This window comes from Photobacterium nomapromontoriensis (assembly GCF_050336815.1).
In the GTDB taxonomy this organism is placed as follows: Bacteria; Pseudomonadota; Gammaproteobacteria; order Enterobacterales; family Vibrionaceae; genus Photobacterium; species Photobacterium nomapromontoriensis.
Genome location: NZ_JAKJSL010000024.1, coordinates 1 through 24753 on the forward strand (window position 1 = coordinate 1; position 24753 = coordinate 24753).

Consider the following 24753-nt stretch of genomic DNA (forward strand, 5'->3'; position numbering starts at 1 on the left):
CGGCAACGGCGTAACGACATTGGAACGCACTGGCACATAGTCCAATTCATACAGTCGCCGGAGCGCATGGTACTCATCAAAGCGCAATGCCCAGCCCATTAATTCCTTCGGACTGAAACGGCGGCCATCCGGGGTAATAATGATGCAGCGATCCTCATCAACCCGGAAACCTTGCCAGCGGGTATCATCCGGGAGGTAGCCACGGGCACGGATCAATAACAGCTTTTCAGCCATCGGATTCACGTCAGATTCACCGGATAGCCAGCGTGTGATGGTAATCGGACGCACATGAAACCATGCAGCCGCTTCAGGGATAGTGTCGAAATGGAGCCAGAAAAGTCGTTTGAAAGAGTCATGCAACATGACAGACCTCACATTTTTCATCATTGATTATAAGTTTGTTCCGATTAATTAGGCCGAAACCAATAGGTGACAGTTATTAATCGGGCATCCATGCTGTCAATGGCAGATAAAGCACAACCATGACGGTTTAAGGATTACATTTAATCGAACGTCAGATAAATCATGAAAGACGAGTATAAATACATGTTTCCAAAGCATTTTAACCGCCAAAACAGGAACGTTTCCTTAATAACACATTCATCAGTAAAATTTGTTAAATTCCGACCCCTCAGTGCGCATTATGTATATTATGTTAAATTCTATTCGGGGAACCATAACTTCATGAGCAAGGAGCCTATTCTTTTATATCAACAACTTATAAATCCCCAAAACTCTTTGGAAAAATGAATATTGTGTGTCGACTATAACTTCATTGAACATAATTGTATTTACCATAAAATAGGTAATAAACACCTTACTTTAAGATACTGCGGCAAATTGTCAGTTTGCCTTGTCCTTCAAGTTCGGTATTTCTTACTAAGAGCTACCGCGTTTAAGATCACTAAGCACATTGCTTCGCTGCTGCTGTAGATACCAGACAGCGCGAGCAATTTGATTGTTTGCGTTGTCTAATATCTAATTGTTTTACCGCATCAGTTCATTCGACTAAGCCATGTTTTTCCAAACATTATTGAAGTCTGAACTGGTCGTCTCTGCGGTGGCAACACTTGGGATGCTAACGGCTTTTATCAGGTGCTCTTCCAATAATACTGGTGTGCTGGTTCGAATCTCATCCATGCTGTTATAGATCGTCATGCCTTTTCGGATAAATTGGCTTTCTACTGATGATAGCGATGTCGACATGACTGGAAACAGCAGGAACAATACCCCCCACAATGTTTCATGATCAGGGGTGTTTTCATGGCTTTGATATTTACCGTTGATAAGCTGAGGTAGCAATTTAAAAGTATTATGATGCTCTGCTGCATTTAGCTTTATCATCAACTCATTAACCAGTAAGGCCGCCACAAAAAGATCACTTCTTAGTTGATTGATTGCTTTGCTACCAATGGGTGACAGTTGTTGGATACGGGCTTCAATTTTCGTTACCCTGTAATGCGTAGGCATCTTTAGTAATTAAATGATTAGATGGGTGTATTTGTAGTGGTCAACTAAAATTCCCCACTTGTCAAAACGGTTAGCGTTTAAATCTTTCAGTGCGTCATTGTGGGTAGCCAGTAACGCGTTGAAAGCATCTTTCGCCTCTTTGTACTCCGCTTCCAGTTCATGCTTCCAAAGCTCTGACTTCCACCAAACCTGCACGAGCTTTTGTAAAGCATCGAGGGACTCTAGCCAGCTTTTTTCGTCTAACTGACACCATTTTTCAACAAATTCCTTAACTAACAATTTGTCAGCGATAATCTGTTCTAGTGATTTACTTAAGGGCTCTAAAAAGCCCATATGTGATTTTAAGAACTTTTGGCTAGATGCAATTCCTTGAATAAAAGCAGACAACTCCCCTGTTGCTTTCAAGTCACCGAAGTAATCATTGAGTAAGATCTTGGCGTCATCCTGCGCAGTTCCTTTCAATTGATAGACTAAAGGCGACAAGCCAAGGTAGTTACTTAACCCTTTGAGATAGCGAAACCATTGATATGTTTTCGACCGCTTTATTTACTGATCTTGCTTGTTTACTTCTACCGCCTTAGCATACTTCTCCATGAATTCTCGTGATTCATGGGTTGGCCAAAACTCTCTTGCAATACAGCGATTTATTTCAATAATGGATTGCTTTAACTGTTCTGTCGTCAGTGGTTCAGCAGCTTCATTATCAGCACCCTCTTCCTTAGAAAGGTGTTTATGTAGCAACTGACCAATGGATTCAAAACACGTATCAACCCAATCAGTGATTGTCATATTGGCGAGTACTGAAGAGCGGCATCGACGATAAATTGTACGGATAGTTGCAAGGTTAACGATTTTATCCTGGTCGTCTTCAGACAGTTGCCAAGTGAGGTATTTCTCGCCTGTCAACTCATGGGTATTTAAGCTCGGAATGAAAGCAACCCCTAATAAATAGCTTTTAGGGGTTACGGTATTAGGATGTAAAGGCTGAGCATTTTCGCTATCCTCGCAGTGGAATAAGTATCCAGCCCGATGGCATTGGAACATTACAAATAGTTTGCTGTCTTTTTTTATTGCTGGAAATGGTTGTTCATCATCCAACCACTTTTTATCAAAATCACCAGCCGGCTCACTGACAATGCCCTTCTTGAAATCATAAGGACATTCTGGGATATCAAATAATTCAAAGTCTAACCAGTAATCCAGTACAGAGAGTATTTGAGGATCCGTTAGTAACGATTGGCTGCTTGATGTGTACTGTGGTGCAATCGCTATTTGTTGTCTGTGGCTTCTTATTGGAGTGTTCAGATTGACGTCCAAACAATGTTTTTACTAATGCTTTCAGAGATAATTGCATCTCTGTTCCTTTATGTGGCGAATGTTTGAACGACAACAAATGTGTGAGAACTCACAAATAGACATACCTGTAATGCCGCGATTATTTCAAATAGTTAGCATTATATCAACAACTTAAGCGTCATCCGGAACAATGTACATCTAGGTTTTGTCACGAGCCAAGCCGAAAGGTGTCCGCTAAATTCACGTGTTCGATTTCATCAACTGGTACTTATTCAATATATTATTGAGCTCTTGAGCTAATATCGGTTTAGCGAGAAAATCATTCATCCCAACGCTAAAATATTTGGCTTGATCAGACTGCATAACGTTTGCAGTTAATGCAATGATCGGAAGATCAACACCTGTCATTCTCAGAATTTGTGTCGCTTGAATCCCATCCATTTCTGGCATAGAAATATCCATAAAAATAATATCGAATGATTCTGGGTGATTTTGTGTCATGTCGATAACATCAATGCCATTGTTGGCAATTTTCACCTGATGTCCTCGTTTTTCTAACATCAATTTTGCAACTAATTGGTTCGTGGGGCTATCTTCAGCAACAAGGATGTTTAGTGATGGTAAATAGTGAGCTGCTGTTGGCTCTACAGGGTGTGTGGCATTATCATTTGGCATGGGTAATAACGGTAAGACAATACGAAAACAGCTGCCAATACCGATGTCACTTTCCAGCAAGATTTCCCCCAGCATTTTCCGGATAAGATGCTGGCTGATAGCTAATCCCAACCCGGTACCACCATATTTCCTTGTGATGCTACTATCAGCTTGCATAAATGGATTGAATAACATTTCCTGGGCATCAGGGGCGATACCTATACCTGTATCTTTTACTGAGATTTGCAGTTGCTGTTCCTTTCGGCTAACCGCTATTGTGACTGTCCCCTGATGAGTAAACTTTATTGCATTTCCAACTAGGTTAAATAAGACTTGAGAAATGCGATTTTTATCACCGATGATTCTTACTGGTACATCGATAGCAACGATGACTTTTAGCTTGATGCCTTTTTTATAAGCCTGCTCATGAAGCTGCGTAACAACCAAATTGATGCATTCAGTTAAACATATTGAAGCGTTGAAGAGTTCAAAATTTGTTGATTCAATTCGTGATAAATCAAGGATGTCGTTAATGATTGTTAGCAAAAGCTGTGCAGAGTGATCCATTTGGTTAACCCAGCCTCGCTGTTTACGACTCGTAATATCTTTGGCAGTCCCACGAAAACTGAGAAGCTGGCCTTGTTTAGTAAAATATGGTGTTCCGCTGAAACTGATCCATAGCCCTCCTTCGTTCTCAGGTAACTGCCATTCAACATCTTCAAACTTTTCTTGCTTAATAAATATGGTTTTAATTTTCTCTGAAAATGCTGAATTCTCATTAAATATATCAAGAATGCAATGAGTATCTACAATGTGACTCGCGATATTTGATGATGATATATATGTAAAGCTGTAGTCAGTATCGACTTCCCCAAACCAGTCTCCAACGGTGTTCGCAAAGTCTCGGAATCGCTGTTGACTGTGAGTGAGCTCTTGAGTACGAGCGGTAACAATAGACTGAAGTCGTTCACGATAATCTATATCAATGATCGCATGTTCTAAGAGTGGTCGAAAACGCTCTAGTACTCGACGGCAATTTGGCGTGAACTGACCTTTATCTGAGTGTAAAAAAAGCAGTAACGCATCACCAGAACAGGCTTTGACCCCAGTAACTAATGCAGAATGACAGTAATACATAATTTCATCTGAAAGCTGTTTAAATTCATAGACCTGCCTAGGATCAAATAGAGCGATGCTTTCACCATTTATTGAACGGATAAATGTCGTCCCTACCGGCCAGATACTCGATTCAAAAAAACGACATGTTGTAACTAGTGTCCGCAACGGCGCCGTTTCGTCATCTCGGGTTAGAACCAGAGCGTGTTCAAAACTTATATACTTACGTAGAATGGAGAGTAAGCTATTGAATACTTGACGCTTTGTGTTTGAACCCGCCATTGCGGTATTTTCATCGTTAAGTTGCTTTTCACGTTCACGGGTTCGCATTAGATCAAGTAAGGTTTCTTGGAGCTTTTCTGATGAAAAACTGGTGGCTATATCCATGCAAAAACGTTCTTTGTTGTTAATTCGTTAAGATAATAATCACTTTTGTTTTGCTAATCAGTGCGGTCTGTCTTTTTTTATAAAATATCATTAAAGTTATTTGATAGGTGTTCGCTAATACTATTCAGATTCAAATTTATTGGAACAACATGGAAATGCTGACAAACAAAGTTGTGATAATTACTGGCGGCGCAAAAGGAATTGGTAAAGGAATCGCAAACTACCTTTCACGTTCCATGACAGTCGTCGTTGCTGATATCGATGAAGATGCTATCAGTTAGTGTCAGAAAACCCGTTGATTAGGTATAAACGAGCAGATGTATCTATAGAGCCTGATGTTGAACATCTGATTACTGAAATCTATCAGCAGCATGGAAGGTTGGACGGCATAATCAATAATGCGGCCATTGCTGATCCATACAACGCGCCTCTAGAAGCGCTTAACCTATACGACTGGCACAAAACGCTAGCGGTAAATCTTACCTCCCCATTAATGATGACTAAATATAGTCTTCCTTACCTAAAGCTTACACGAGGCTCGGTAATTAATATTAGCTCTACACGAGCGCTCCAATCTGAAGCAAATACAGAAGCGTATAGTGCCTCTAAAGGTGGGCTTATTGCCCTGACCCATTCATTAGCCGTTAGCCTGGCACCACATGTGAGAGTCAACTGTATATCGCCTGGCTGGATTGATGTGATTGATGAACCATTACGCGACATCGATCATATTCAGCACCCCGTCGGACGCGTCGGGCAGCCTAATGATATTGCATCATTAGTGAGTTATCTCATCTCAGAAGAAGCAGGATTTATCACTGGGCAAAATTTTGTTGTTGATGGTGGGATGACAAAGAAAATGATCTATAGCGAATAAGATGGCTTCAAATCACTCAGTATCTGAACACTGTGTCACCTAGATTTTTTGATTATATGTGATAAATAAGGGGTTTGATATATCAAACCCCTATAAACCATAATAAGCAAACTTAACTACTTATTCATGTTTACTTTTTCACAGTAAACGTTGCAATAATGGTCTTCTTTCCCTGAATGATTGTTGCTGCCCATTGCATTTCCGTATGGGTACAGATTGGTACAATAAATTTCCCTTGCCAGCCAGTGGTTGTTTTATTGAACACGACCGGTATTGTCCCCATGTACATCGTCACACCTTCGACCGTCGCTGATGGTTTAACAACTGTGTTATCAAACTGTATGATCAACTCGCTATTAGCTGTTGCTGGATATGGATTTAAAGCGATGTCGAACGTTGTTTTCTGATCAGAAGATATACATTTATCTGCGGTTAATTCACACGTAATTTTGTTGTTATTTATTGACTGCATTTCTTCATAGGTAATTGTTCTCCAAGTAAATGCTGTGATAAGAACAGCCATAATAAAGAGAATTTGAATTAATCTGCCTTTGGTGAGTTTTTCTGCTGCCATGATTTTCCGTGCTTCTCGTGTTACAGAGGTCAAGTTTTTCACATAAATGTTACTCATCCGTAAACAATGTGTACCCTTGACTCTGTCAATCAGATGTTAAAACTAGTAGTATACGTCAATGAAAATGCCACTTTTACTACAAAATTGCAATTTAATTGCTGAGTTGTTTTAAAAAACAACATGGTGATTATCAAGCTTTGGGTGGTATTGCGACATCTTCTTGTTCGCACAAGGAAATTGAGTGTAGTTGAACAATTTAAATTGGAAGCATGCAACATGAGCCAAGTAAAGCAGCTTGAACAAAACTACAACTATACAGTCGTTCGTCAATTCACTTTAGTTACCATACTTTGGGGAATTGTTGGAATGGCTGTTGGTGTATTGATTGCCGCTCAGCTGGTGTGGCCGGCGCTAAACTTTGACACCCCTTGGTTGACATACAGCCGTTTGCGTCCACTGCATACAAATGCAGTGATTTTCGCATTCGGAACCAGTGCCTTATTTGCTACGTCTTATTATGTAGTGCAGCGCACATGTCAAACAAGGCTATTCGGTGGGAAGTTAGCTTCGTTTACATTCTGGGGCTGGCAAGCCATCATCCTATCCGCCGCAATTTCATTGCCGTTGGGTTGGACTTCAGGGAAAGAATACGCAGAGCTGGAATGGCCGATTGATATCGCGATTGCTGTTGTCTGGGTTGCCTATGCCATAGTCTTTTTCGGTACCATGATAAAAAGAAACACATCGCATATTTATGTCGCAAACTGGTTCTTTGGTGCCTTCATTTTAACGGTAGCCGTTCTTCATATTGTGAACAGTTTAGCGGTTCCAGTGTCTATGACTAAGTCGTACTCGGCTTATTCCGGTGCGGTGGATGCGATGGTTCAGTGGTGGTATGGACACAATGCTGTTGGCTTCCTGCTTACGGCAGGTTTCCTCGGTATGATGTACTACTTTGTCCCAAAGCAAGCTGGTCGACCTGTTTACTCTTACCGCTTATCTATTGTGCACTTCTGGGCACTCGTATCACTCTATATTTGGGCTGGCCCTCACCACCTACACTATACCGCGCTACCCGACTGGACTCAGTCTTTAGGTATGGTCATGTCGTTGATTTTATTCGCACCGTCTTGGGGGGGAATGATCAACGGGATTATGACGCTCTCTGGTGCATGGCATAAACTTCGCTATGACCCTATTCTGCGTTTCTTAGTGGTTTCATTATCTTTCTATGGTATGTCTACCTTCGAAGGTCCAATGATGGCAATTAAGACCGTTAATGCCCTTTCGCACTATACCGATTGGACCATTGGCCACGTGCATTCAGGGGCATTAGGTTGGGTTGCAATGGTATCTATCGGAGCAATATATCACCTGATTCCAAAACTGTTTGGTCAGGAGCGCATGTATTCAATCAAGTTGATCAACGTTCACTTCTGGTTAGCCACGATTGGTACGGTGCTATATATCGTCGCAATGTGGATCTCCGGTGTGATGCAGGGCCTGATGTGGCGTGCAGTTAACACTGACGGTACGTTAACGTATAGTTTTGTTGAATCACTACAAGCGTCTTACCCGTTCTACTTTGTTCGCTTTATTGGCGGCTTAATCTTCCTATCCGGCATGTTCTTACTTGCGTATAACGCATATAAAACGATTGTCGCGCCGAAAGAAAGCCTACTAGCCACTGAGCAACCAGCATAAGGATATCGACAGATGAGCAATCGTCATGAACTTGTAGAAAAAAATGTCGGCCTCCTAGCAATCCTCATCATCGTTGCGATTAGCTTTGGTGCGTTGGTTGAAATTACGCCGCTACTTTATCAAGACCAGACAACCGAACCTGTTGATAATTTACGCCCTTATACGGCATTAGAGATGGAAGGTCGCGATGTATATATCCGTGAAGGGTGTAATGTTTGCCATAGTCAGATGATCCGTCCGTTTCGTTCTGAAACAGAGCGCTACGGTCACTACTCTGTCGCGGGTGAAAGTGTGTGGGAACACCCATTTCTTTGGGGCTCAAAACGTACAGGCCCCGATCTGGCACGTGTCGGCGGTCGTTATTCTGATGACTGGCACCGTATTCATTTAATAAACCCACGTGCTGTTGTTCCCGAGTCCAATATGCCTAGCTTCCCATGGCTCGAAGAAAACGTGCTTGACGGTAAATTAACCCCCAAGAAACTCGCTGTATTCCGCGATATGTTTGGCGTGCCTTATACCGAAGAGCAAGTGACCAATGCGGGTCAGGAAGTGAAAGGTAAGACTGAAATGGATGCAATTATTGCTTATCTTCAGTCGCTGGGTCATGCAATGAAGTAAGGAGACCAGATGGATATTGGAATCGTTCATAGTATATGGACCGTTATATTGTTTTCTAGCTTCATAGGCATCGTAATTTGGGCATTTAGTAAACGCCAAAAATCACGTTTTGAGGAAGCAGCGAACCTTGTGTTTGCGGATGAAGAAAATGATGTGGCCACGCGAGATAAGTATAGGAGCTAGGAAGCATGACTACGTTTTGGAGTCTATGGATCACTATCATCACTATCGCAACCTTTGTAGGAATTGCTGCTCTACTTATCTGGTGTAGCAAAGACAACATGGGGATCGAAGAAGGTGAAGATATGGGGCACGAGTACGACGGTATTCGTGAAATAAATAACCCACTACCTAAGTGGTGGTCCTATATGTTCTGGGCTACCTTGGTCTTTGGGGCTGTTTATTTAGTGTTGTACCCAGGGTTAGGGAGTTTTCAAGGTGTTCTAGGTTGGCAAAGCTCAAACCAGTCTATCCGTTCGATTGATGAGTCAAATACTGCCATTGCAAGCGCACATAAAGAAAAGCGACTTGACCAATATGCCCGTGAGCTTGATGAAGCAAATGCGCAATTTGGTGAGACATTTAAACGTCTTGCTTATGATGCATCAGGCAATTCACTGCGGCCTATTACCGATATTGCGGTAGACACTGAAGCCAATAAAGTGGGTCAGCGGCTGTTCTTGCAAAACTGTGCTCAATGCCATGGTTCAGATGCGCGAGGCCAATTAGGCTACCCTAACCTAGCTGATAACGCGTGGTTATATGGTGGCGAAGCGCAAGCCATCAAAACGACGATTATGGACGGCCGTCATGGCGTGATGCCTGCATGGATTGACTCGCTAACTGAAGATGGTGTAACAGAAGTGACGACCTATGTGCTCAGCATGTCAGGCCGCAGTGTTAACGTAAAAGAAGCGGCTGCAGGTAAGCAGCGCTTTGTGATGTGTGCGGCTTGTCATGGCACGGACGGGAAAGGTAATCCTGCGTTTGGTGCTCCAGATCTTACTGATAATATCTGGCTATATGGCGGGGCTCGTCGTGACGTAGAAGCTACGATAGCTCAAGGTCGTCAGGGTGTGATGCCTGCGTGGAAAGATATTTTGGGTGAAGATAAAATTCAGCTGATTTCTGCCTATGTCTGGGGGCTGAGTAACAACACAGAGCGGTAATACTCAGTTACATGTTGATTGTGAAATTGGCAATTATCACTGAGACATAAGACTTGGCCCCTGTTATTTTTCAGGGGTTCGTTCCCTCAAAGCATCAAAGGTAATCGCTATGCGTAAACCATGGTATAAGCAGTTTTGGCCTTGGTTCGTTTTTGCCATCCCTGCCACGTCAATCTTTTACAGTTTGACAGCTGTATACATCTTTTCACAGAACCAAGTTGACCTCGTCGCTGAAGATTACTACAAAAAGGGAAAAGCCATCAATTTGGATCTTTCTCGCTTACGGGTAGCGGATGCACTCAAATTAAAAGCCTCTGTTACTGTTAATGGCCATGAGATTATGGTTCATTTCAATAAAGGCGAACTCAAAACACACCCCAATTTACGGGTGACATTTACACACCGCACGCTAGCAGATAGAGACTTTACCCAAATGGTAAGTGCTGATTTAGCGGGCACCTATCGTTTCAACTCAGCAGAGCTATTACAAGGGCCATGGTTTGTTGAGCTTGAACCATTTGATGGCGACTGGATGTTACAAGGTCGTATAAACCTACCAACATCCGGCTCGATCGCGTTGTACGGGCAGATCAAGGAATGACAAAAGATTGTTACCATTGCGGTGATCCGGTACCAAAGAATTGTCAGCATAAGGTTGAAATACTTGGTAAAATTCGTGATATGTGTTGCCCTGGCTGTGAAGCTGTCGCTTCAACAATTGTTGAAAGTGGTCTAACGTCTTACTATGAATATCGAACCGCGCCAGCTGAAAAAGCAGATTTAGTGCCACAACAGTTACAGGCATTACTGCTTTATGATCACGATGAAATTCAGCAGGAATTTGTTCGTAAAGGTGAAAATGGTAAAGAAGTGTCTTTATCCCTTGACGGAGTTTCCTGTGCCGCTTGTGCCTGGCTCATCGAAAAACAATTAAAGCGAGAACCTGGAGTGATCACGATTCGGGTTAATACATCGACCCACCGCGCTTTACTATCTTGGGACCCAGCTAAAACAAAACTGAGTCACCTTCTCAGTATTATCCATCGCTTAGGCTATAAAGCCGCCCCGTTTGAGGCAGATGCTCAAGAGCAACAGTATCATCGCACAATGAAGGGGTATCTTTATCGGTTGGGGATCGCAGGGATAGCAACCATGCAGGTTATGATGCTAGCGGTAGCCCTCTATTTTGAAATTTTTGGTGATCTTGATGCTGAGTTTAAAAACTACCTGCGTTGGGTAAGCCTAATATTCGCCACCCCCGTACTTCTCTACTCTGCGCTCCCTTTCTATTTGAATGCATGGCGAAATTTACGTGCCCGTACACTGGGAATGGATGTGCCGGTCTCTATTGCTTTGCTATTTGCTTATAGTGCCAGCCTGTATGCCACCGTGATGGAAAAAGGTGAAGTGTTCTTTGAATCCATCACGATGTTTACCTTCTTCTTATTGCTAGGGCGTTTTTTAGAAATGCGGGCTCGACGCCAGGCGGCGGCGGCGAGTGCCAACCTATTAAAGCTAGTGCCGGCAATGGCGACCCTTGAAGATGGATCTCAGGTTGCAGCTAAAACATTAAAAGTTAGTGACGTTGTCACGGTTTTGCCCGGTGAGAGCATACCCGCTGATGGTGAAATTATAAAAGGTGAAACCGCCATTGATGAATCGATGTTAACTGGTGAGCCGATGCCGGTTGCGCGCAACGTTGGCGACGCGATCTTTGCCGGTACAATTAACGGCGAAGGAAACATTGTTTTACGAGTCACTCATGAACGTCAGAATTCATTGATATCAAACATTGTTCGCCTTCAAGATGAAGCTCAGGGCTCCAAACCGAAAGTTGCCGAAGTCGCCGATATTGTGGCGCGCTACTTTGTGGCTGGCATTCTCTTCATTTCTGTCTGTACCTGGTTTTACTGGTACCAGCATAAACCTGAAAATGCTTTGTGGATCACCCTTGCGGTACTGGTCGCAACCTGCCCTTGCGCGCTCTCCCTTGCAACCCCAACAGCACTGACTTGCTCTACCTCAAGCTTAGGTCGGCTTGGAATATTACTGCGCCGAGGCCATGTGTTAGAAACCTTGTGTAAGGTTAATCAGCTTGTGATTGATAAAACAGGCACATTAACCGAGGGGAATGTCCGTCTCATTGATACCTCCGTATTTAATACGTATACAAAGCCACAAGCTTTAATGCATGCAGCGGCACTCGAGCAATTTGCAAATCACCCGATTGCTCGTGCATTTAATGGCTATCGTCATGAGACGTGTCAATTTGATCATGTTGAAAATGTCATCGGTAGTGGCTTAAAAGGTATTCGGGATGGGGTTGAATGGCGTATCGGTAAAGCGGATTTTGTTCTCGAGCACCACCCGGATAAGGAAGAGCTACTGGCAGAGTGCGATAACCAGTACCAAGTCTGGCTGAGCTGTGACACGCAACTGGTTGCTGGATTTAAACTTGATGACCCTATCCGAGAAGGCAGCACTGAACTGATTAAGCAATTTCAGTCTGCGGGCATAAATGTAACGATGTTAACAGGTGATAATTCAGCGTCAGCTCGAATCGTTGCTGATATATTAGGGGTGAATGAGCTGGTGGCTGGTGCATCCCCAGAAGGCAAATTAAATTATCTACGCCGCTTGGATAAAAGCAAAGTCGCTTTAATGATTGGTGATGGTGTGAATGATGCACCAGTTTTAGCAGGAGCTCACCTCTCTGTTGCGATGGGGAGCGGTACTGATGTCGCCAAATCATCGGCAGATATGGTGTTGCTTGGTGATCATTTGTCTCGTATTTTACGCGCGAGAGAACTGGCATTAAAAACCCGTAAGATAATTCGTGAAAACCTGGCTTGGGCATTAGGCTACAATTTAATTATCTTACCTTTAGCTGTCGCGGGTCTCGTTGCCCCTTATATCGCCGTTGTCGGCATGTCTGGCAGTTCGATCATTGTTGTATCAAATTCTTTAAGGTTATTAAGAGAAAATGACTAGTCTTTACTTGTTAATACCTATTGCGATAGTTTTTGTCTTCATTGCCGTCGTCATTTTCCTTTGGGCTGTTCGAAGTGAGCAATTCGAAGATCTTGAACGCCAAGGATACGATATCCTGTTTGATGAAGACGATTCATCGCCATCAAAGGGGCAGCCTTCAGCACCATCAAGTGATACCACGCATGAACGTTGATTTTTACGCCGCCTTTCTTATTGGCCTCATGGGAGCGGGTCATTGCCTTGGTATGTGTGGCGGTGTGGCGGCTGCGATTACACTTGGTTTACCAGGCAGTCAGCAATCACAACGATGGCCATATTTAGCCTGTTACAACACCGGACGCCTCGTTTCTTACATGATTGCGGGGGCCATAATCGGCGGTATGTTTGCTAGTATGGCGCATTTTAGTGGTTATATGATGGCATTGTCTGCATTACGGCTGATTGCGGCTATCATGATGATTTTATTGGCCTTATATATTGGCCAATGGTGGCAGGGAATCAGTCAAATTGAACGAGTAGGACAAGGCCTTTGGCGCCACTTATCCCCTAAAGCAAAATCACTTCTACCACTTAAGTCCCCTGTTGCTGCATTGCCTTTTGGGGCTTTGTGGGGCTGGTTGCCATGTGGTTTGGTCTACTCCACTCTCTCTTGGGCTGCCGTCTCAGGCAGTGCGGTATCGGGGGCTGGAGTCATGCTCGCATTTGGTTTAGGTACCCTTCCCGCCATGATTGCGGTGGGCGCAATGGCTCAGCAACTTCAGCAGGTTTTGAGGAGCCTCTATTTTAAGCGTGCGAGCGCCTTGCTGTTACTAGTCTATGGCGTTCATACTGGTTATATCGCAATCAAACAAATAATGTAGGCATTTTTAATACTCGTAATAATGATTCATATCATGTTAAAATATTGACCTACATCAAATTGGTTAGACAAGCTTATGATTTCAGACAAACTAACAACCAAACGTATCCAATCTGGCGGGTGTGCAATTCATTGTCAGGATTGCAGTATTAGTCAGTTATGCATTCCATTTACGTTAAATGAGTCTGAGTTAGATCAGCTAGATCAAATTATCGAACGTAAAAAGCCTATCCAAAAAGGACAAGAGCTGTTCAAAGCTGGTGATGAGCTAAAATCGCTGTATGCTATTCGTTCTGGGACAATCAAAAGTTACACCATAACAGAACAAGGTGATGAGCAAATTACCGCTTTTCATCTTGCTGGAGATCTAGTGGGTTTTGATGCAATCAATGACATGATGCATCCAAGCTTTGCGCAGTCTTTGGAAACCTCAATGGTGTGTGAAATCCCGTTTGAAATCCTAGATGATCTGTCAGGGAAAATGCCAAAACTTCGTCAGCAAATTATGCGTCTGATGAGTAACGAAATTAAAGGTGATCAAGAAATGATTTTACTGCTTTCAAAGAAGAATGCAGAAGAACGTTTAGCCGCTTTTTTATACAATTTATCACTGCGTTTTTCACAACGAGGATTCTCTCCTCGTGAATTCCGTTTGACTATGACACGGGGTGATATTGGTAACTACCTAGGACTAACTGTTGAAACGATTAGCCGTTTATTAGGCCGTTTCCAAAAATCTGAAATGCTAAGTGTGAAAGGGAAATACATTACCATCCTTGATCATGAAGAACTTGCTAAGCTCGCTGGCGTGAACAAAAATACCATTGTCTAGCCATTTCTGAGTGATGTAGTCACCGGTAATAAGAAAGTGATATGCGCTTTGAGCCATATCACTTTTTTTATATTAATTTTCGATCATTACTCCCTAATTTGCTCACTATACGTTACAGTTATAGATACTTAATCGACTATCACTGATTTAAGTAGTTGATTTGAAAAACCATTCTTATTTCTTAGCGTTAGAGATATCGCACAAAGATAATTCCTTAAAGGAAATACAGTCTGGTTTAGATGCCAACACAGTTTGTGTAAGGGGGCAGTTATGACCAAATACAAAAATATTCTCGTTGTTGCCGATCCAACTCAGGATCATCAACCGGCATTATTACGTGCCATTCAGATTGCCAAAAAATCTGATAACGTCAAAATCACCCTGTTTTTAGCCATCTATGACTTCTCTTACGAGATGACATCAATGCTCTCTTCAGAAGAGCGTCAAGCAATGCGTCGTGGTGTTGTTATGCAACGTGAAGAATGGCTAAAAGACATCATAAAACCTTATATTGAAGATGAGCTTGATATTCAGATCACCGTGGTGTGGCATAATCGCCCTTATGAAGCGACAATTGCCGAAGTATTCAGCCATCACCATGATTTAATTATAAAAGCGACGCATGATCATGACAAAATTGGTTCGGTTATTTTCACGCCAACAGACTGGCATCTTCTGCGTAAAAGCCCTTGTCCTGTCCTCATGGTTAAAGAGCATAATTGGCCAGCAAATGGCAAAGTACTGGCGAGTGTGAATCTTGCCGCTGACGATGACACTCACGAGCAGCTGAATGATGCGATTGTAGAAGAAGCAAAAGCCATGGCTGAGCTATTGGGTGCAGAAGTTAATCTCGTCAATGCCTACCCTGCCACGCCAGTCAATATTACTATCGAACTTCCGGAGTTTGATCCGGCCTCGTATACTGATGCGGTTCGGGGTCATCACCTTAAATCCATGAAGGCTCTTCGTCATAAGCATGGTTTGCCAGAAGAGCAAACACATGTACTGGAAGGATTACCAGAAGATATTATTCCACAAGTGGCGAAAGACCTAGATGCTGAATTGGTTATTCTAGGGACAACTGGCCGTACCGGTTTATCCGCCATTTTCATTGGTAATACTGCCGAGCATACTATTGATAGCTTAAACTGCGATCTACTCGCATTGAAACCTGATGGCTATGTTAGTCCACTGAGTCCTAACCTATAACTATCTCTAAACTCCTTCAGCAGTAAGCGTTCTCCAAAGGTGATTGATTTGGTGAACGCTTAGCCAAAATATGTATATTAGTTACAAAACACTCATGTTAGTCATGAAGTTTATCGCATAATTATCTATTTATAATGGAAAAAAACTTTTTAATTTGATAATGAAATCTAAATTTTTAGATGATTAAGGTTTACAATAATGTCGGTTGTAGATATGTCTATTGCTCTTGGTAAGGGTATTTACTCAGTTGGCCAGACATTGTTTAAAGATCATTATTTAAGTCTATTGTAATAATTTTAGAGCATTACTATATGACATTAAGTGATGATGATATCAAAGCCATTTATAAGCAAGCCGGTATTGTAGCATCATATACCGCAGGAAGAATGGTAATTGGTAAAAAGCTTGCTGAGATTATTGCTGTTAAAATAGCAGTTTCTATTGCATCAAGCGCTGCATATAAATGCTTGCACAGAAATTAGGTGTTTCAGCCGGAGCATCAGCGTATACCAATTGGATTATTTATGTTTCAAGGTTTATTACAACGCTCATCAATAGCTGCAAATAAATTAAAGACTAATAACAGTCAATTATATCAATCACTTAAAATGGCTGGTAATTTGCATTTAGTCTACTTTCTTCTAGAAAAAGCGATGGAAAAACATGTTGCAGCAATATCAAAATTCTACTCATTAAAATAATGGTTTAATCATTATGAAAACAAAAAAAATTTTGAGAGTTTTGATTAAGATTTCATTTCTAGATGAAATTTTTGGAATAATTTACTGGGCTATATCGTTATATGGCCTATATCTGCTATCTCAACAAACAACGAATATATTTTATTTTTCAGTGCTTATACTAGCCTACTCATTAATTATAACACTTGCATATATATTAATCATAAAACGGATTAAACAATATTTAAAAAATAATAGCTATTTCTCCTATTAAACATCATTTAACCATACCGGATATTGAATAAAATAGTTAAAAGGAATGTCTGATAATTTACTGTTATCACCCATCTTATATAGCAAACATAAAAAAGCCTCCGAAGAGGCTTTTTTATGTTTAATCAGTCAAGCTACACGTTAGTAACATCGATAAACATTGATTCATCAATGTTGGTTGATGACACCATCGCTTCAGTGAATGCATATTCAGCCCTTTCACCTTCGCGATCAAGCGGTAGGTTTACGAAATCGAAAAGCGCTTTGTCTGCTAATTGACTTGGGCTGACGTTTTGAATTGATTTGAAAATGCTCTCTACACGACCCGGCGTTTTCTTATCCCATTCAATTAGCATCGCTTTGATGCTCTGACGCTGAAGGTTCTCTTGAGAGCCACACAGATTACACGGAATGATTGGGAATGCTTTATGTTCTGCAAATTTGATGAGATCTTTTTCACGGCAATATGTTAGTGGGCGAATAACAACATTACGGCCATCATCAGAACGCAATTTAGGTGGCATCGCTTTCAAACGAGAACCATGGAACATGTTCAGGAACATGGTTTCAACGATATCATCCAAGTGGTGGCCTAGAGCAATTTTAGTTGCACCGATTTTTTCTGCGAATGAATACAGGGTACCACGACGTAGTCTTGAACAAAGGCCACAGGTTGTTTTACCTTCAGGCACTTTCTCTTTAACCACAGAATATGTGTCTTTATCTACGATGTAGTAAGGAATATTCAGGCTAGCGAAATACTCAGGCAGAATGTGCTCAGGAAACCCTGGCTGCTTCTGATCAAGGTTCACCGCAACAACATCAAACTTGATTGGTGCTGCTTTTTTAAGACTCAATAAGATATCTAACATCGCAAATGAATCTTTACCGCCACTGATACATGCCATGACTACATCGTTCTCTTCGATCATGTTGTAATCGGTGATGGCATTTCCAACGTTTCTCCTTAGGCGTTTTTGGAGTTTGTTGAATTCAAGTGTCTCTTTTCTTATATCATTCTGATTCATTGCGACTTCTCACACTGTCGGTTAGACCGACTGTAGATTTCCTAGATGGATTCTTTATAGGGCGTGGATTATACGGATTTTTGTTTTAGGTTGGAACACTCTGTGTGCTTTAGCAAAACAAACATATAAAAATAAGCCCCGAATCCGGGGCTTTGCTTGATACAGTGAATCAACCAGATCGTTTACTTAAATAAATTCATAAAAAACATCTTGATATAATCCACTAAGCGACTGAATAAACCACCCTGTTCGATGGACTCAAGTGCAACAAGGGGCACTTGAGAAATTTCTTTATCACCAACGACATAGTAGATCTTTCCTACAACATCACCCTTGGTAACGGGGGCCATCAAATCACCATTCAATTCAATGCTGGCTTTCATATTTTTCGCGTCATTACGTGACAATGTCACATAGGTATCTTCAGCAACCCCAAGAGAAACAGTATCAGTGTTGCCCATCCAGATTTTTTCTTTTATTAGCTCGTTACCTGTTTTATGCGGTGAAACGGTATCAAAAAAACGGAAACCATAATTGAGCAATTGTTTAGATTCAGCTTCTCGATTTTTTGCACTAGACGAGCCCATGATTACTGAGATAAGTCGCATGTTACCTTCAGTAGCCGAGCTTGCTAAACTATACCCTGCTCCGCTGGTATAACCGGTTTTCATCCCATCAACATTCAGGCTACGATCGGCAAGTAAACCATTGCGATTACGCTGAGTAATATTGTTATAGGTAAAAGAACGCTCGCTATAGAGTGCATAAATGTTTGGTAAATCATTGATAATAGCCCGGCCTAACAGCGCAATATCATAAGGTGTCGTATAAAGTTGATTGCTATCTAATCCATGTGGATTGGCAAATCGACTGTTGGTCATATTCAGGGTTTTAGCCCACGAGTTCATCAAACCAACAAAAGCCCCTTCAGACCCTGCAACATGCTCTGCAATGGCAACACTTGCGTCATTGCCCGACTGGATGATTAAACCCCGATATAGATCCATCATATCGACCTCTGTATTCACCTCGATAAACATCTTTGATGAATCCGGGAAATTTCGAGCCCAGGCATTACGGCTGATCACCACTTGGTCATCTTCGCTAATATTGCCACTTTTCATCTCTTGTCCAGCGACATAGCTGGTCATCAATTTAGTCAAACTGGCCGGATTGAGTTTTTCGTGCGCATTTTTTTCAACCAAAACCTGTCCGGTGTGAAAATCCATCAGGACATAACCCTTTGCACCTAACTCCGGCGCATCAGGAATAACAGTAGGTATAGAAAAGGCAGAAGCCGAAAAAAGTACAGAACCTGCTGCTAAAGTGCGAAATGTTTGATTCAGTATTGTTGTCATGTTTCTCGCCGTCGGTGATCAGTATCAAAGCAGTATAACCAAGACGAGAATGAAATCTTGTGACCTTTACAGTGTCTTACGATATTGTAATTTACGTTACAAATATCATCACAATATTCGTGCTTTTGATCCTATATCGATACATATTTCAGACTCTGAATAGCCGATATCCAAGCAACTGGCTACAAGCAAGCTACTGAACTATTACACGAGTACAAATGTGGCTGATTTGTTAATGGGAAAATGTCATACTAGTAAAAGGTAGTGGCATTTTCTGGTGCCAAAATAAGTCAACATGAAGGATTAATAATGACTTACTATAAAAAATTAGAACAACACCATAAAAAGCTTTCTAAGCTTGAACATTTAGAAGCTATCTGCGGTTGGGATCAAGCGGCTATGATGCCTGAAGGTGGTAATATAGCGCGTTCAGAAGCCATGGCTGAACTTGCAGTGATCAGTCATGAACTTGCAACAGCCTCATATTTGGCTGAATGGTTTGAATTGGCTAAAAGCGAAAAGCTCACGGATGAAGAAAATGCGAGCCTATGCGAGATGAAACGAAGCTGGTCAATTGCCAACTTGCTGCCGGCGGAACTGGTTGAAAATAAATCACTGGCAAGCTCAAAATGCGAGCATGCTTGGCGTACCCAACGTAGCAATAATGACTGGCAAAGTTTCAGCGAAAACTTACAAGAGGTCGTAACGCTTACTCGGCAAGAAGCACAAATTAGAGCGGATGCGACAGGATTAAGCCGTTATGATGCCTTGCTTGATTTATATGAGCCAGGCATGACCTCACAAGCGCTTGACGTGCTTTTTGCTGACGTAAAAAGTTGGCTTCCTCAATTAGTTCGCCAGATCCAAGAGCAGCAAACCCATGAGCTGGCTATTCAGCCCGTCGGCCCATTCCCTGTCGAGCAACAAAAGATACTTAGCCTTGATGTGATGGAAAAGTTAGGTTTTGATTTCCACCACGGACGCTTAGATATCAGTGTGCATCCTTTCTGTGGCGGTGTACCGAGCGATGTTCGAATTACAACTCGTTATGACCAAGAGGATTTTTCATCAGCCTTGATGGGCGTGATCCATGAAACGGGCCACGCTCGCTACGAACAAGGTTTACCTCAAAAATGGGCTGGGCTCCCTGCAGGTAAGGCGCGTTCGATGGGGCTCCATGAGTCACAGAGCTTGTTTTTTGAAATGCAGTTAGCACGCAGCGAACCATTCATCGATATATTGGCCCCTATTGTGGCTGAAACCTTTGACCGCATAGATGACCCCTCTCTAACAGCAGAAAATTTGTCTTTACTGAATACACGCGTTTCACCCAGTTATATCCGGGTTGATGCGGACGAAGTGACCTACCCTGCACACGTTATTCTACGCTATGAAATTGAACGTGATTTGATCAACGGTAAAATTGAGGTTGTAGATATACCAGAGCTTTGGGATAAAAAAATGACTGAATACCTCGGCCTTTCAACAAAAAGTAATTTTACTGATGGCTGTATGCAAGACATACACTGGACATTTGGTAGCTTTGGTTACTTTCCGTCATACACGCTTGGTGCAATGTATGCCGCCCAATTTATGGCGGCGATGAGTAAAGAGATGAATGTTGAAAACCTAGTTCGCGAGCGTAACTTCCAACCGATATTTAACTGGTTAGATCGTCATATTTGGAAACGTGCATCCACAGTAAACACAGATAAATTACTCATTGATGCGACGGGAGAAAAGCTTAATGCGCAATATTTCAAAGACCATCTCGTTACAAGATACCTGAAATAACGAACCGTAAAAAATGCTTACCAAGCCGCTGTTAACAGTGGCTTTTTATTGATTTATGCAATAAAGGATTGCACATTCTCCATCAAGACATCGTAAAGGTATAGTTCTATACTTATGGCAGATATGGATGATTACTCGGAGTGGCAGCAATGAAATATACAGCGCATGATTTAGATTATAAAGGCGAACAATGTGGTGTTCATAATTGGATCACTGAGCAAGGTCAGAGCTATTATTGGCATCCTGACTGGCTGCACATTGCTGAAGATCAAACCGGGTTACATGCGAAACAACAACTCGATATCCCAGCCAATGAAAAAGGCACGAAGAAACATGCGATTGCTGCGATTATCAAGCATCTTAACGACTGGGTCGTGGATGAAATAAATAAGCACCCTAATATCAAAAAACAGCCAAAACTTTAATTTTCAGTATGCTGTGATTAGAAATAAAAAGCCCAGCCTCTATTAAAGGCTGGGCGATAGATAGAAAAAACGGATTAATTACTGGTGCTGTTTTGCCGTATTTTCGGCTAATTTAACGATAACCTTCACCGCCTGCTCCATTCCTTCCACCGTGATAAATTCATGAATACCATGGAAGTTGTAACCACCAGTAAATATATTTGGACAAGGAAGGCCCATAAATGACAAACGCGCCCCATCAGTTCCTCCACGAATGGGCTTGATGATCGGCTCAACATCACACTCGATCATTGCTTGTTTAGCCAATTCGATAATTTGTGGGTGTGGAACAACCATTTCACGCATATTTGAATAGCTATCGACGATTTCAATACTCACGCGGCCTTTCACTAGACGACTATTTAGTTCGTCTGCCTTCTTTTGTAGCAATGTCTTGCGGCGTGCCAAACTGTCAGTATCGAAATCACGCAGGATATAATGTAATGTCGTTTTTGCTACGCTTGGATCCATAGAGACCAGATGGAAAAAGCCTTCATAACCTTCGGTGCATTCTGGCGTATCTTGCTCTGGCATCATCATCTGAAACTGAGCGGCGATATTCATCGAATTAATCATCTTATCTTTTGCTGTGCCAGGATGAACGTTTACACCATGGCAGGTAACAAAAGCAGATGAAGCATTAAAGTTTTCATATTCCAGCTCACCGACTGGACCGCCATCAATGGTATAAGCCCATTGAGCGCTAAACTTGTTTACATCAAATAAGTTAGCACCACGGCCGATCTCTTCATCTGGTGTAAAACCAATACAGATATCACCGTGTTTAATCTCTGGGTTTGCTTTAAGTACTGCAATCGCCGTTATAATTTCAGCAATACCCGCTTTGTTATCAGCGCCCAACAGTGTAGTACCGTCAGTGGTAATAATATTGTGACCGTGTAACTTATTCAAATCAGGATATTGAATCGGTGAAAGTACTTCATCACCAATACCTAGTGCGATATCCCCACCCTGATATTTTTCAACAATCTGTGGGGTAACATTCTTGCCAGAGGCATCGGGCGCGGTGTCCATATGTGCAATAAAGCCAATAGCCGGCACATCCCAATCGCTGTTTGATGGCAAACGTGCCATTAAGTAACCATTGTCATCTAATTCAACATCTGACAAGCCCAGTTCGACCAATTCAGCATGTAATTGCTGCGCTAATACACGCTGTCCTTCTGTACTTGGACAGTGTGAGTTGGCTGCGTTAGATTGAGTTTCGAAGCACACATAACGTAAAAAACGCTCAATTAATTTATCCATGTATCACTCTTTGGTTGATTTAGTTTGATCAGATATACACAGATAATATCAGGTGTAATCCAGATGATGCATTGCGATGAATCATGATTTACTGGATTAGTTTTGCTTATGCATAAAAGGATGCCAGCTTCAAAGGAATTACCATCTAATAAAAATCGAATACCTGGCCTCATATGAGTCATGGGGGTTAAGAGTGAGCTCGCCCTTAGCATATAAACGTCCTCACAACAGACGTTATAAGGGCGGATTGATTTGTTCAGTGTCCTTACTGCGCCTTCGGAATCCAAGGTGTGACTTTCACTGAGGGATAGGGAAAGTTAATCTGTTCACCGGTGTGCAAATCTGCCAGTTTTAAAATGACTTTATTCCCCTGTCGCTCTGTGTTTATCCCATTGGCAAGTGTGATATTCTCTGAGATAGGCTTATCAAAATGCACAATGACACCGGCAACGTCAGGCATAAACCAGCTAGAGAACATGCCACCCAAATCTGACAACGTCTGATCCATCTGTGGAACTAATGACTGAATATCTCTCTGGCTAATTTGGTCACCATAAGCTAATTTAGCCATAACTTGTATTGAGACATCACAGATAATACCGTCATCAATTACAAAAGTGACATCAGGATTGGCCTGCCGCAAATTAGTATCAATTGGCACTAATAGTTCATTATTTGCAGGAATGACGAGCGCTTCGTAATGCTCGTCTTTCTGCATCCATCCTTTTTGGATTTCACACACACGACCGTCACGCTGATCGAGCAAGAAGAAGGCAATTTTTACATCATCATGGCCTTCTTTTTCATTTTGCTTCAGCTTGCTATATAGCACACTGTAGCGCATATCAATGTTCTGAGCCGACACCTCCTGCGTGTAAAAAGAAGTAGTTACAACTAAACCTGCAAGTAGCCACTGAGTTAACTTCATCCTATATCCTTGGAGAAAGAATTGATTCATATGCTACATCATGACTGACACAACATCCTTGTCGTCATAACGGTATACGATCAAAAAAGAGAGTTTTATTACGCATTGAAAACGTTTGGATCATCTTTCTTCTCTGAATAATCCCCATCATCTTTACCGTGTTTAATGGTGGTTACCTGTAGGGTAATGCCAAAAAGATTACGATAAATGATGGCCTTTACATTAAAGTAAAACGGGATTGTCCATATCAAGCAAGCAATAGCTAATGGTATGAAGATATTCAATGCGGCAAAACAAATAATAAACATTGTCAGTATCACAATGTAGACAGCAGTAATTGGCAACAGCTTACGGAAGGTTGCGACAAGTGAATACTGAATGGCTTTTAATGGCGACACGCGTTTTTCGCAAATTAAAATAATTGTCATACTCAAGCCCATCAATAATGCAATCCCTAAAAATGGGAAAAGAGTGCTACCAATTTGCTGTAATGAAGAGGTGAGCAAAACAGTTACAATTGAAATAAGCGCAAACGGCAGTCCTTTGACTAAATGGCTCGGCTTGCTTGGCAGCCCGACCGCATGATTAAGAGACATCAAAGTAACACCGACATAAAGTGGTGCGCTTAATACATCTGACCAAAAATTCGCCATGTAACCAGCATTAATGACTGATAAAGGAATCTCTCCGCCACCTATAATGGTATCAAAAAACACATTCGCACTGCCGAGTTGCACCTGCAATGCGACTAAAAGCAACGCAGCCTGAGCGAGAAACAATCCAACAACCGCCGGAAAAAACGAAATGAAGTTTTTGGCTGTAATTCGCCAAGCTTCCTGTAAAACAGCAAAAGCTTGTAGTTCGCTCTCACCTTTCATCGCTTTATCAATAGATCCACCGACATGGAATGTTTTGTTATTCATCTGTATTTCACTAAATTTTAAACACTAAGGCCTGCGATTGTACGCTAGGTAGGCAAGATAAAGAAACAGATGTTAAATCAAACCCATTTTTCTGAACATCAATCATAACCATCAATGAGAAAAAACATCTGATGTCATGCACTATGATTAAGGGTCAAGGCACGGCCAAAACAACACCTTTATTATTGATTTTAAAGCATTTATCATGCCATTGTTATGGTCATATTATACGTTAGGCATAACACGTGATTGCTTGTGAAAAATTGTTCTTAAAATT

26 protein-coding genes are annotated in these 24753 nt (G+C 41.8%); 15 read left to right on the top strand and 11 right to left on the bottom strand.

Going from position 1 to position 24753, the window contains the following annotated elements; translation table 11 throughout:
- From L4D12_RS09340 to L4D12_RS09360, 5 genes are all read right to left on the bottom strand, one after another.
- A partial coding sequence (locus L4D12_RS09340) for a phage protein (RefSeq protein WP_428447565.1) occupies positions 1-363 on the bottom strand: 363 nt, incomplete at its 3' end.
- Positions 364-1008: 645 nt separating this feature from the next.
- Complete coding sequence (locus L4D12_RS09345; RefSeq protein ID WP_428447566.1) at positions 1009-1470, bottom strand: hypothetical protein; 462 nt, start codon at positions 1468-1470, stop codon at positions 1009-1011.
- 9 nt (positions 1471-1479) lie between these two features.
- Positions 1480-1932, bottom strand: coding sequence for a BAR domain-containing protein (locus L4D12_RS09350; RefSeq protein ID WP_428447567.1), 453 nt, complete (start codon positions 1930-1932; stop codon positions 1480-1482).
- A gap of 84 nt (positions 1933-2016) precedes the next feature.
- Positions 2017-2787 (bottom strand): hypothetical protein, encoded by a 771-nt coding sequence (locus L4D12_RS09355; RefSeq protein ID WP_428447568.1) that lies wholly within the window; start codon positions 2785-2787, stop codon positions 2017-2019.
- Between the two features lie 219 nt (positions 2788-3006).
- Entirely contained in the window at positions 3007-4923 is a 1917-nt protein-coding gene (locus L4D12_RS09360) for an ATP-binding protein (protein ID WP_428447569.1), read from the bottom strand.
- Between the two features lie 155 nt (positions 4924-5078).
- Between L4D12_RS09360 and L4D12_RS09365 the strand changes: the two genes are divergently transcribed.
- Together L4D12_RS09365 and L4D12_RS09370 are read left to right on the top strand one after the other, a co-directional pair.
- Positions 5079-5204, top strand: a complete 126-nt coding sequence (locus tag L4D12_RS09365; RefSeq protein ID WP_428447570.1) for a hypothetical protein — start codon at positions 5079-5081, stop codon at positions 5202-5204.
- Between the two features lie 14 nt (positions 5205-5218).
- On the top strand, positions 5219-5800 hold the full coding sequence (locus tag L4D12_RS09370) for an SDR family oxidoreductase (RefSeq protein ID WP_428447571.1): 582 nt from the start codon (positions 5219-5221) through the stop codon (positions 5798-5800).
- Between the two features lie 130 nt (positions 5801-5930).
- On the opposite strand, the gene L4D12_RS09375 is transcribed toward L4D12_RS09370, so the two are convergent.
- Positions 5931-6374 carry a hypothetical protein gene (locus L4D12_RS09375; protein ID WP_428447572.1) on the bottom strand — a complete coding sequence of 148 codons (444 nt, stop codon included), beginning with the start codon at positions 6372-6374 and terminating at the stop codon, positions 5931-5933.
- 276 nt (positions 6375-6650) lie between these two features.
- Between L4D12_RS09375 and ccoN the strand changes: the two genes are divergently transcribed.
- The 11 genes from ccoN (at position 6651) to L4D12_RS09430 (ending at position 16241) form a co-directional block, all read left to right on the top strand.
- Positions 6651-8078 (top strand): cytochrome-c oxidase, cbb3-type subunit I, encoded by a 1428-nt coding sequence (gene ccoN, locus L4D12_RS09380; RefSeq protein ID WP_428447573.1) that lies wholly within the window; start codon positions 6651-6653, stop codon positions 8076-8078.
- A gap of 12 nt (positions 8079-8090) precedes the next feature.
- Positions 8091-8699 carry a cytochrome-c oxidase, cbb3-type subunit II gene (gene ccoO, locus L4D12_RS09385; RefSeq protein WP_428447574.1) on the top strand — a complete coding sequence of 203 codons (609 nt, stop codon included), beginning with the start codon at positions 8091-8093 and terminating at the stop codon, positions 8697-8699.
- Positions 8700-8708: 9 nt separating this feature from the next.
- On the top strand, positions 8709-8882 hold the full coding sequence (locus tag L4D12_RS09390; protein ID WP_428447575.1) for a cbb3-type cytochrome oxidase subunit 3: 174 nt from the start codon (positions 8709-8711) through the stop codon (positions 8880-8882).
- A 5-nt stretch (positions 8883-8887) separates the two neighbouring features.
- Complete coding sequence (gene ccoP / locus L4D12_RS09395; RefSeq protein ID WP_428447576.1) at positions 8888-9868, top strand: cytochrome-c oxidase, cbb3-type subunit III; 981 nt, start codon at positions 8888-8890, stop codon at positions 9866-9868.
- A 109-nt stretch (positions 9869-9977) separates the two neighbouring features.
- Positions 9978-10469, top strand: coding sequence for a FixH family protein (locus L4D12_RS09400; RefSeq protein ID WP_428447577.1), 492 nt, complete (start codon positions 9978-9980; stop codon positions 10467-10469).
- On the top strand, positions 10466-12859 hold the full coding sequence (locus tag L4D12_RS09405) for a heavy metal translocating P-type ATPase (protein ID WP_428447578.1): 2394 nt from the start codon (positions 10466-10468) through the stop codon (positions 12857-12859). Before L4D12_RS09400 ends, L4D12_RS09405 begins: the two co-directional genes overlap by 4 nt.
- The gene (gene ccoS, locus L4D12_RS09410) at positions 12852-13052 is read left to right on the top strand and encodes a cbb3-type cytochrome oxidase assembly protein CcoS (RefSeq protein ID WP_428447579.1); all 201 of its coding nucleotides are present in this window, start codon (positions 12852-12854) and stop codon (positions 13050-13052) included. The genes L4D12_RS09405 and ccoS overlap by 8 nt, the downstream gene beginning before the upstream one ends.
- Entirely contained in the window at positions 13042-13719 is a 678-nt protein-coding gene (locus L4D12_RS09415; RefSeq protein WP_428447580.1) for a sulfite exporter TauE/SafE family protein, read from the top strand. The genes ccoS and L4D12_RS09415 overlap by 11 nt, the downstream gene beginning before the upstream one ends.
- A 75-nt stretch (positions 13720-13794) precedes the next feature.
- Positions 13795-14550, top strand: coding sequence for a fumarate/nitrate reduction transcriptional regulator Fnr (fnr, locus tag L4D12_RS09420; RefSeq protein WP_428447581.1), 756 nt, complete (start codon positions 13795-13797; stop codon positions 14548-14550).
- A 270-nt stretch (positions 14551-14820) separates the two neighbouring features.
- The gene (gene uspE, locus L4D12_RS09425; protein ID WP_428447582.1) at positions 14821-15759 is read left to right on the top strand and encodes a universal stress protein UspE; all 939 of its coding nucleotides are present in this window, start codon (positions 14821-14823) and stop codon (positions 15757-15759) included.
- A gap of 311 nt (positions 15760-16070) precedes the next feature.
- Positions 16071-16241: a hypothetical protein gene (locus L4D12_RS09430; RefSeq protein ID WP_428447583.1), complete on the top strand. Its 171-nt coding sequence runs from the start codon at positions 16071-16073 to the stop codon at positions 16239-16241.
- Positions 16242-16846: 605 nt separating this feature from the next.
- On the opposite strand, the gene ttcA is transcribed toward L4D12_RS09430, so the two are convergent.
- Both ttcA and L4D12_RS09440 read right to left on the bottom strand, forming a co-directional pair.
- On the bottom strand, positions 16847-17740 hold the full coding sequence (gene ttcA, locus L4D12_RS09435) for a tRNA 2-thiocytidine(32) synthetase TtcA (RefSeq protein WP_428447584.1): 894 nt from the start codon (positions 17738-17740) through the stop codon (positions 16847-16849).
- 182 nt (positions 17741-17922) lie between these two features.
- On the bottom strand, positions 17923-19098 hold the full coding sequence (locus L4D12_RS09440; RefSeq protein ID WP_428447585.1) for a serine hydrolase: 1176 nt from the start codon (positions 19096-19098) through the stop codon (positions 17923-17925).
- Positions 19099-19407: 309 nt separating this feature from the next.
- Between L4D12_RS09440 and L4D12_RS09445 the strand changes: the two genes are divergently transcribed.
- Both L4D12_RS09445 and L4D12_RS09450 read left to right on the top strand, forming a co-directional pair.
- The gene (locus L4D12_RS09445) at positions 19408-20892 is read left to right on the top strand and encodes a carboxypeptidase M32 (RefSeq protein WP_428447586.1); all 1485 of its coding nucleotides are present in this window, start codon (positions 19408-19410) and stop codon (positions 20890-20892) included.
- A gap of 149 nt (positions 20893-21041) precedes the next feature.
- Entirely contained in the window at positions 21042-21317 is a 276-nt protein-coding gene (locus L4D12_RS09450; RefSeq protein WP_428447587.1) for a hypothetical protein, read from the top strand.
- A 78-nt stretch (positions 21318-21395) separates the two neighbouring features.
- Here the strand turns inward: L4D12_RS09450 and pepT are convergent, their stop codons facing one another.
- The 3 genes from pepT to L4D12_RS09465 all read right to left on the bottom strand — a co-directional run bounded on the left by pepT (position 21396) and on the right by L4D12_RS09465 (position 24476).
- Positions 21396-22625, bottom strand: coding sequence for a peptidase T (pepT, locus tag L4D12_RS09455; RefSeq protein ID WP_428447588.1), 1230 nt, complete (start codon positions 22623-22625; stop codon positions 21396-21398).
- A 265-nt stretch (positions 22626-22890) separates the two neighbouring features.
- Positions 22891-23553 carry a DUF2987 domain-containing protein gene (locus tag L4D12_RS09460; protein ID WP_428447589.1) on the bottom strand — a complete coding sequence of 221 codons (663 nt, stop codon included), beginning with the start codon at positions 23551-23553 and terminating at the stop codon, positions 22891-22893.
- 98 nt (positions 23554-23651) lie between these two features.
- On the bottom strand, positions 23652-24476 hold the full coding sequence (locus L4D12_RS09465) for a hypothetical protein (RefSeq protein ID WP_428447590.1): 825 nt from the start codon (positions 24474-24476) through the stop codon (positions 23652-23654).
- Positions 24477-24753 lie beyond the last annotated feature (277 nt).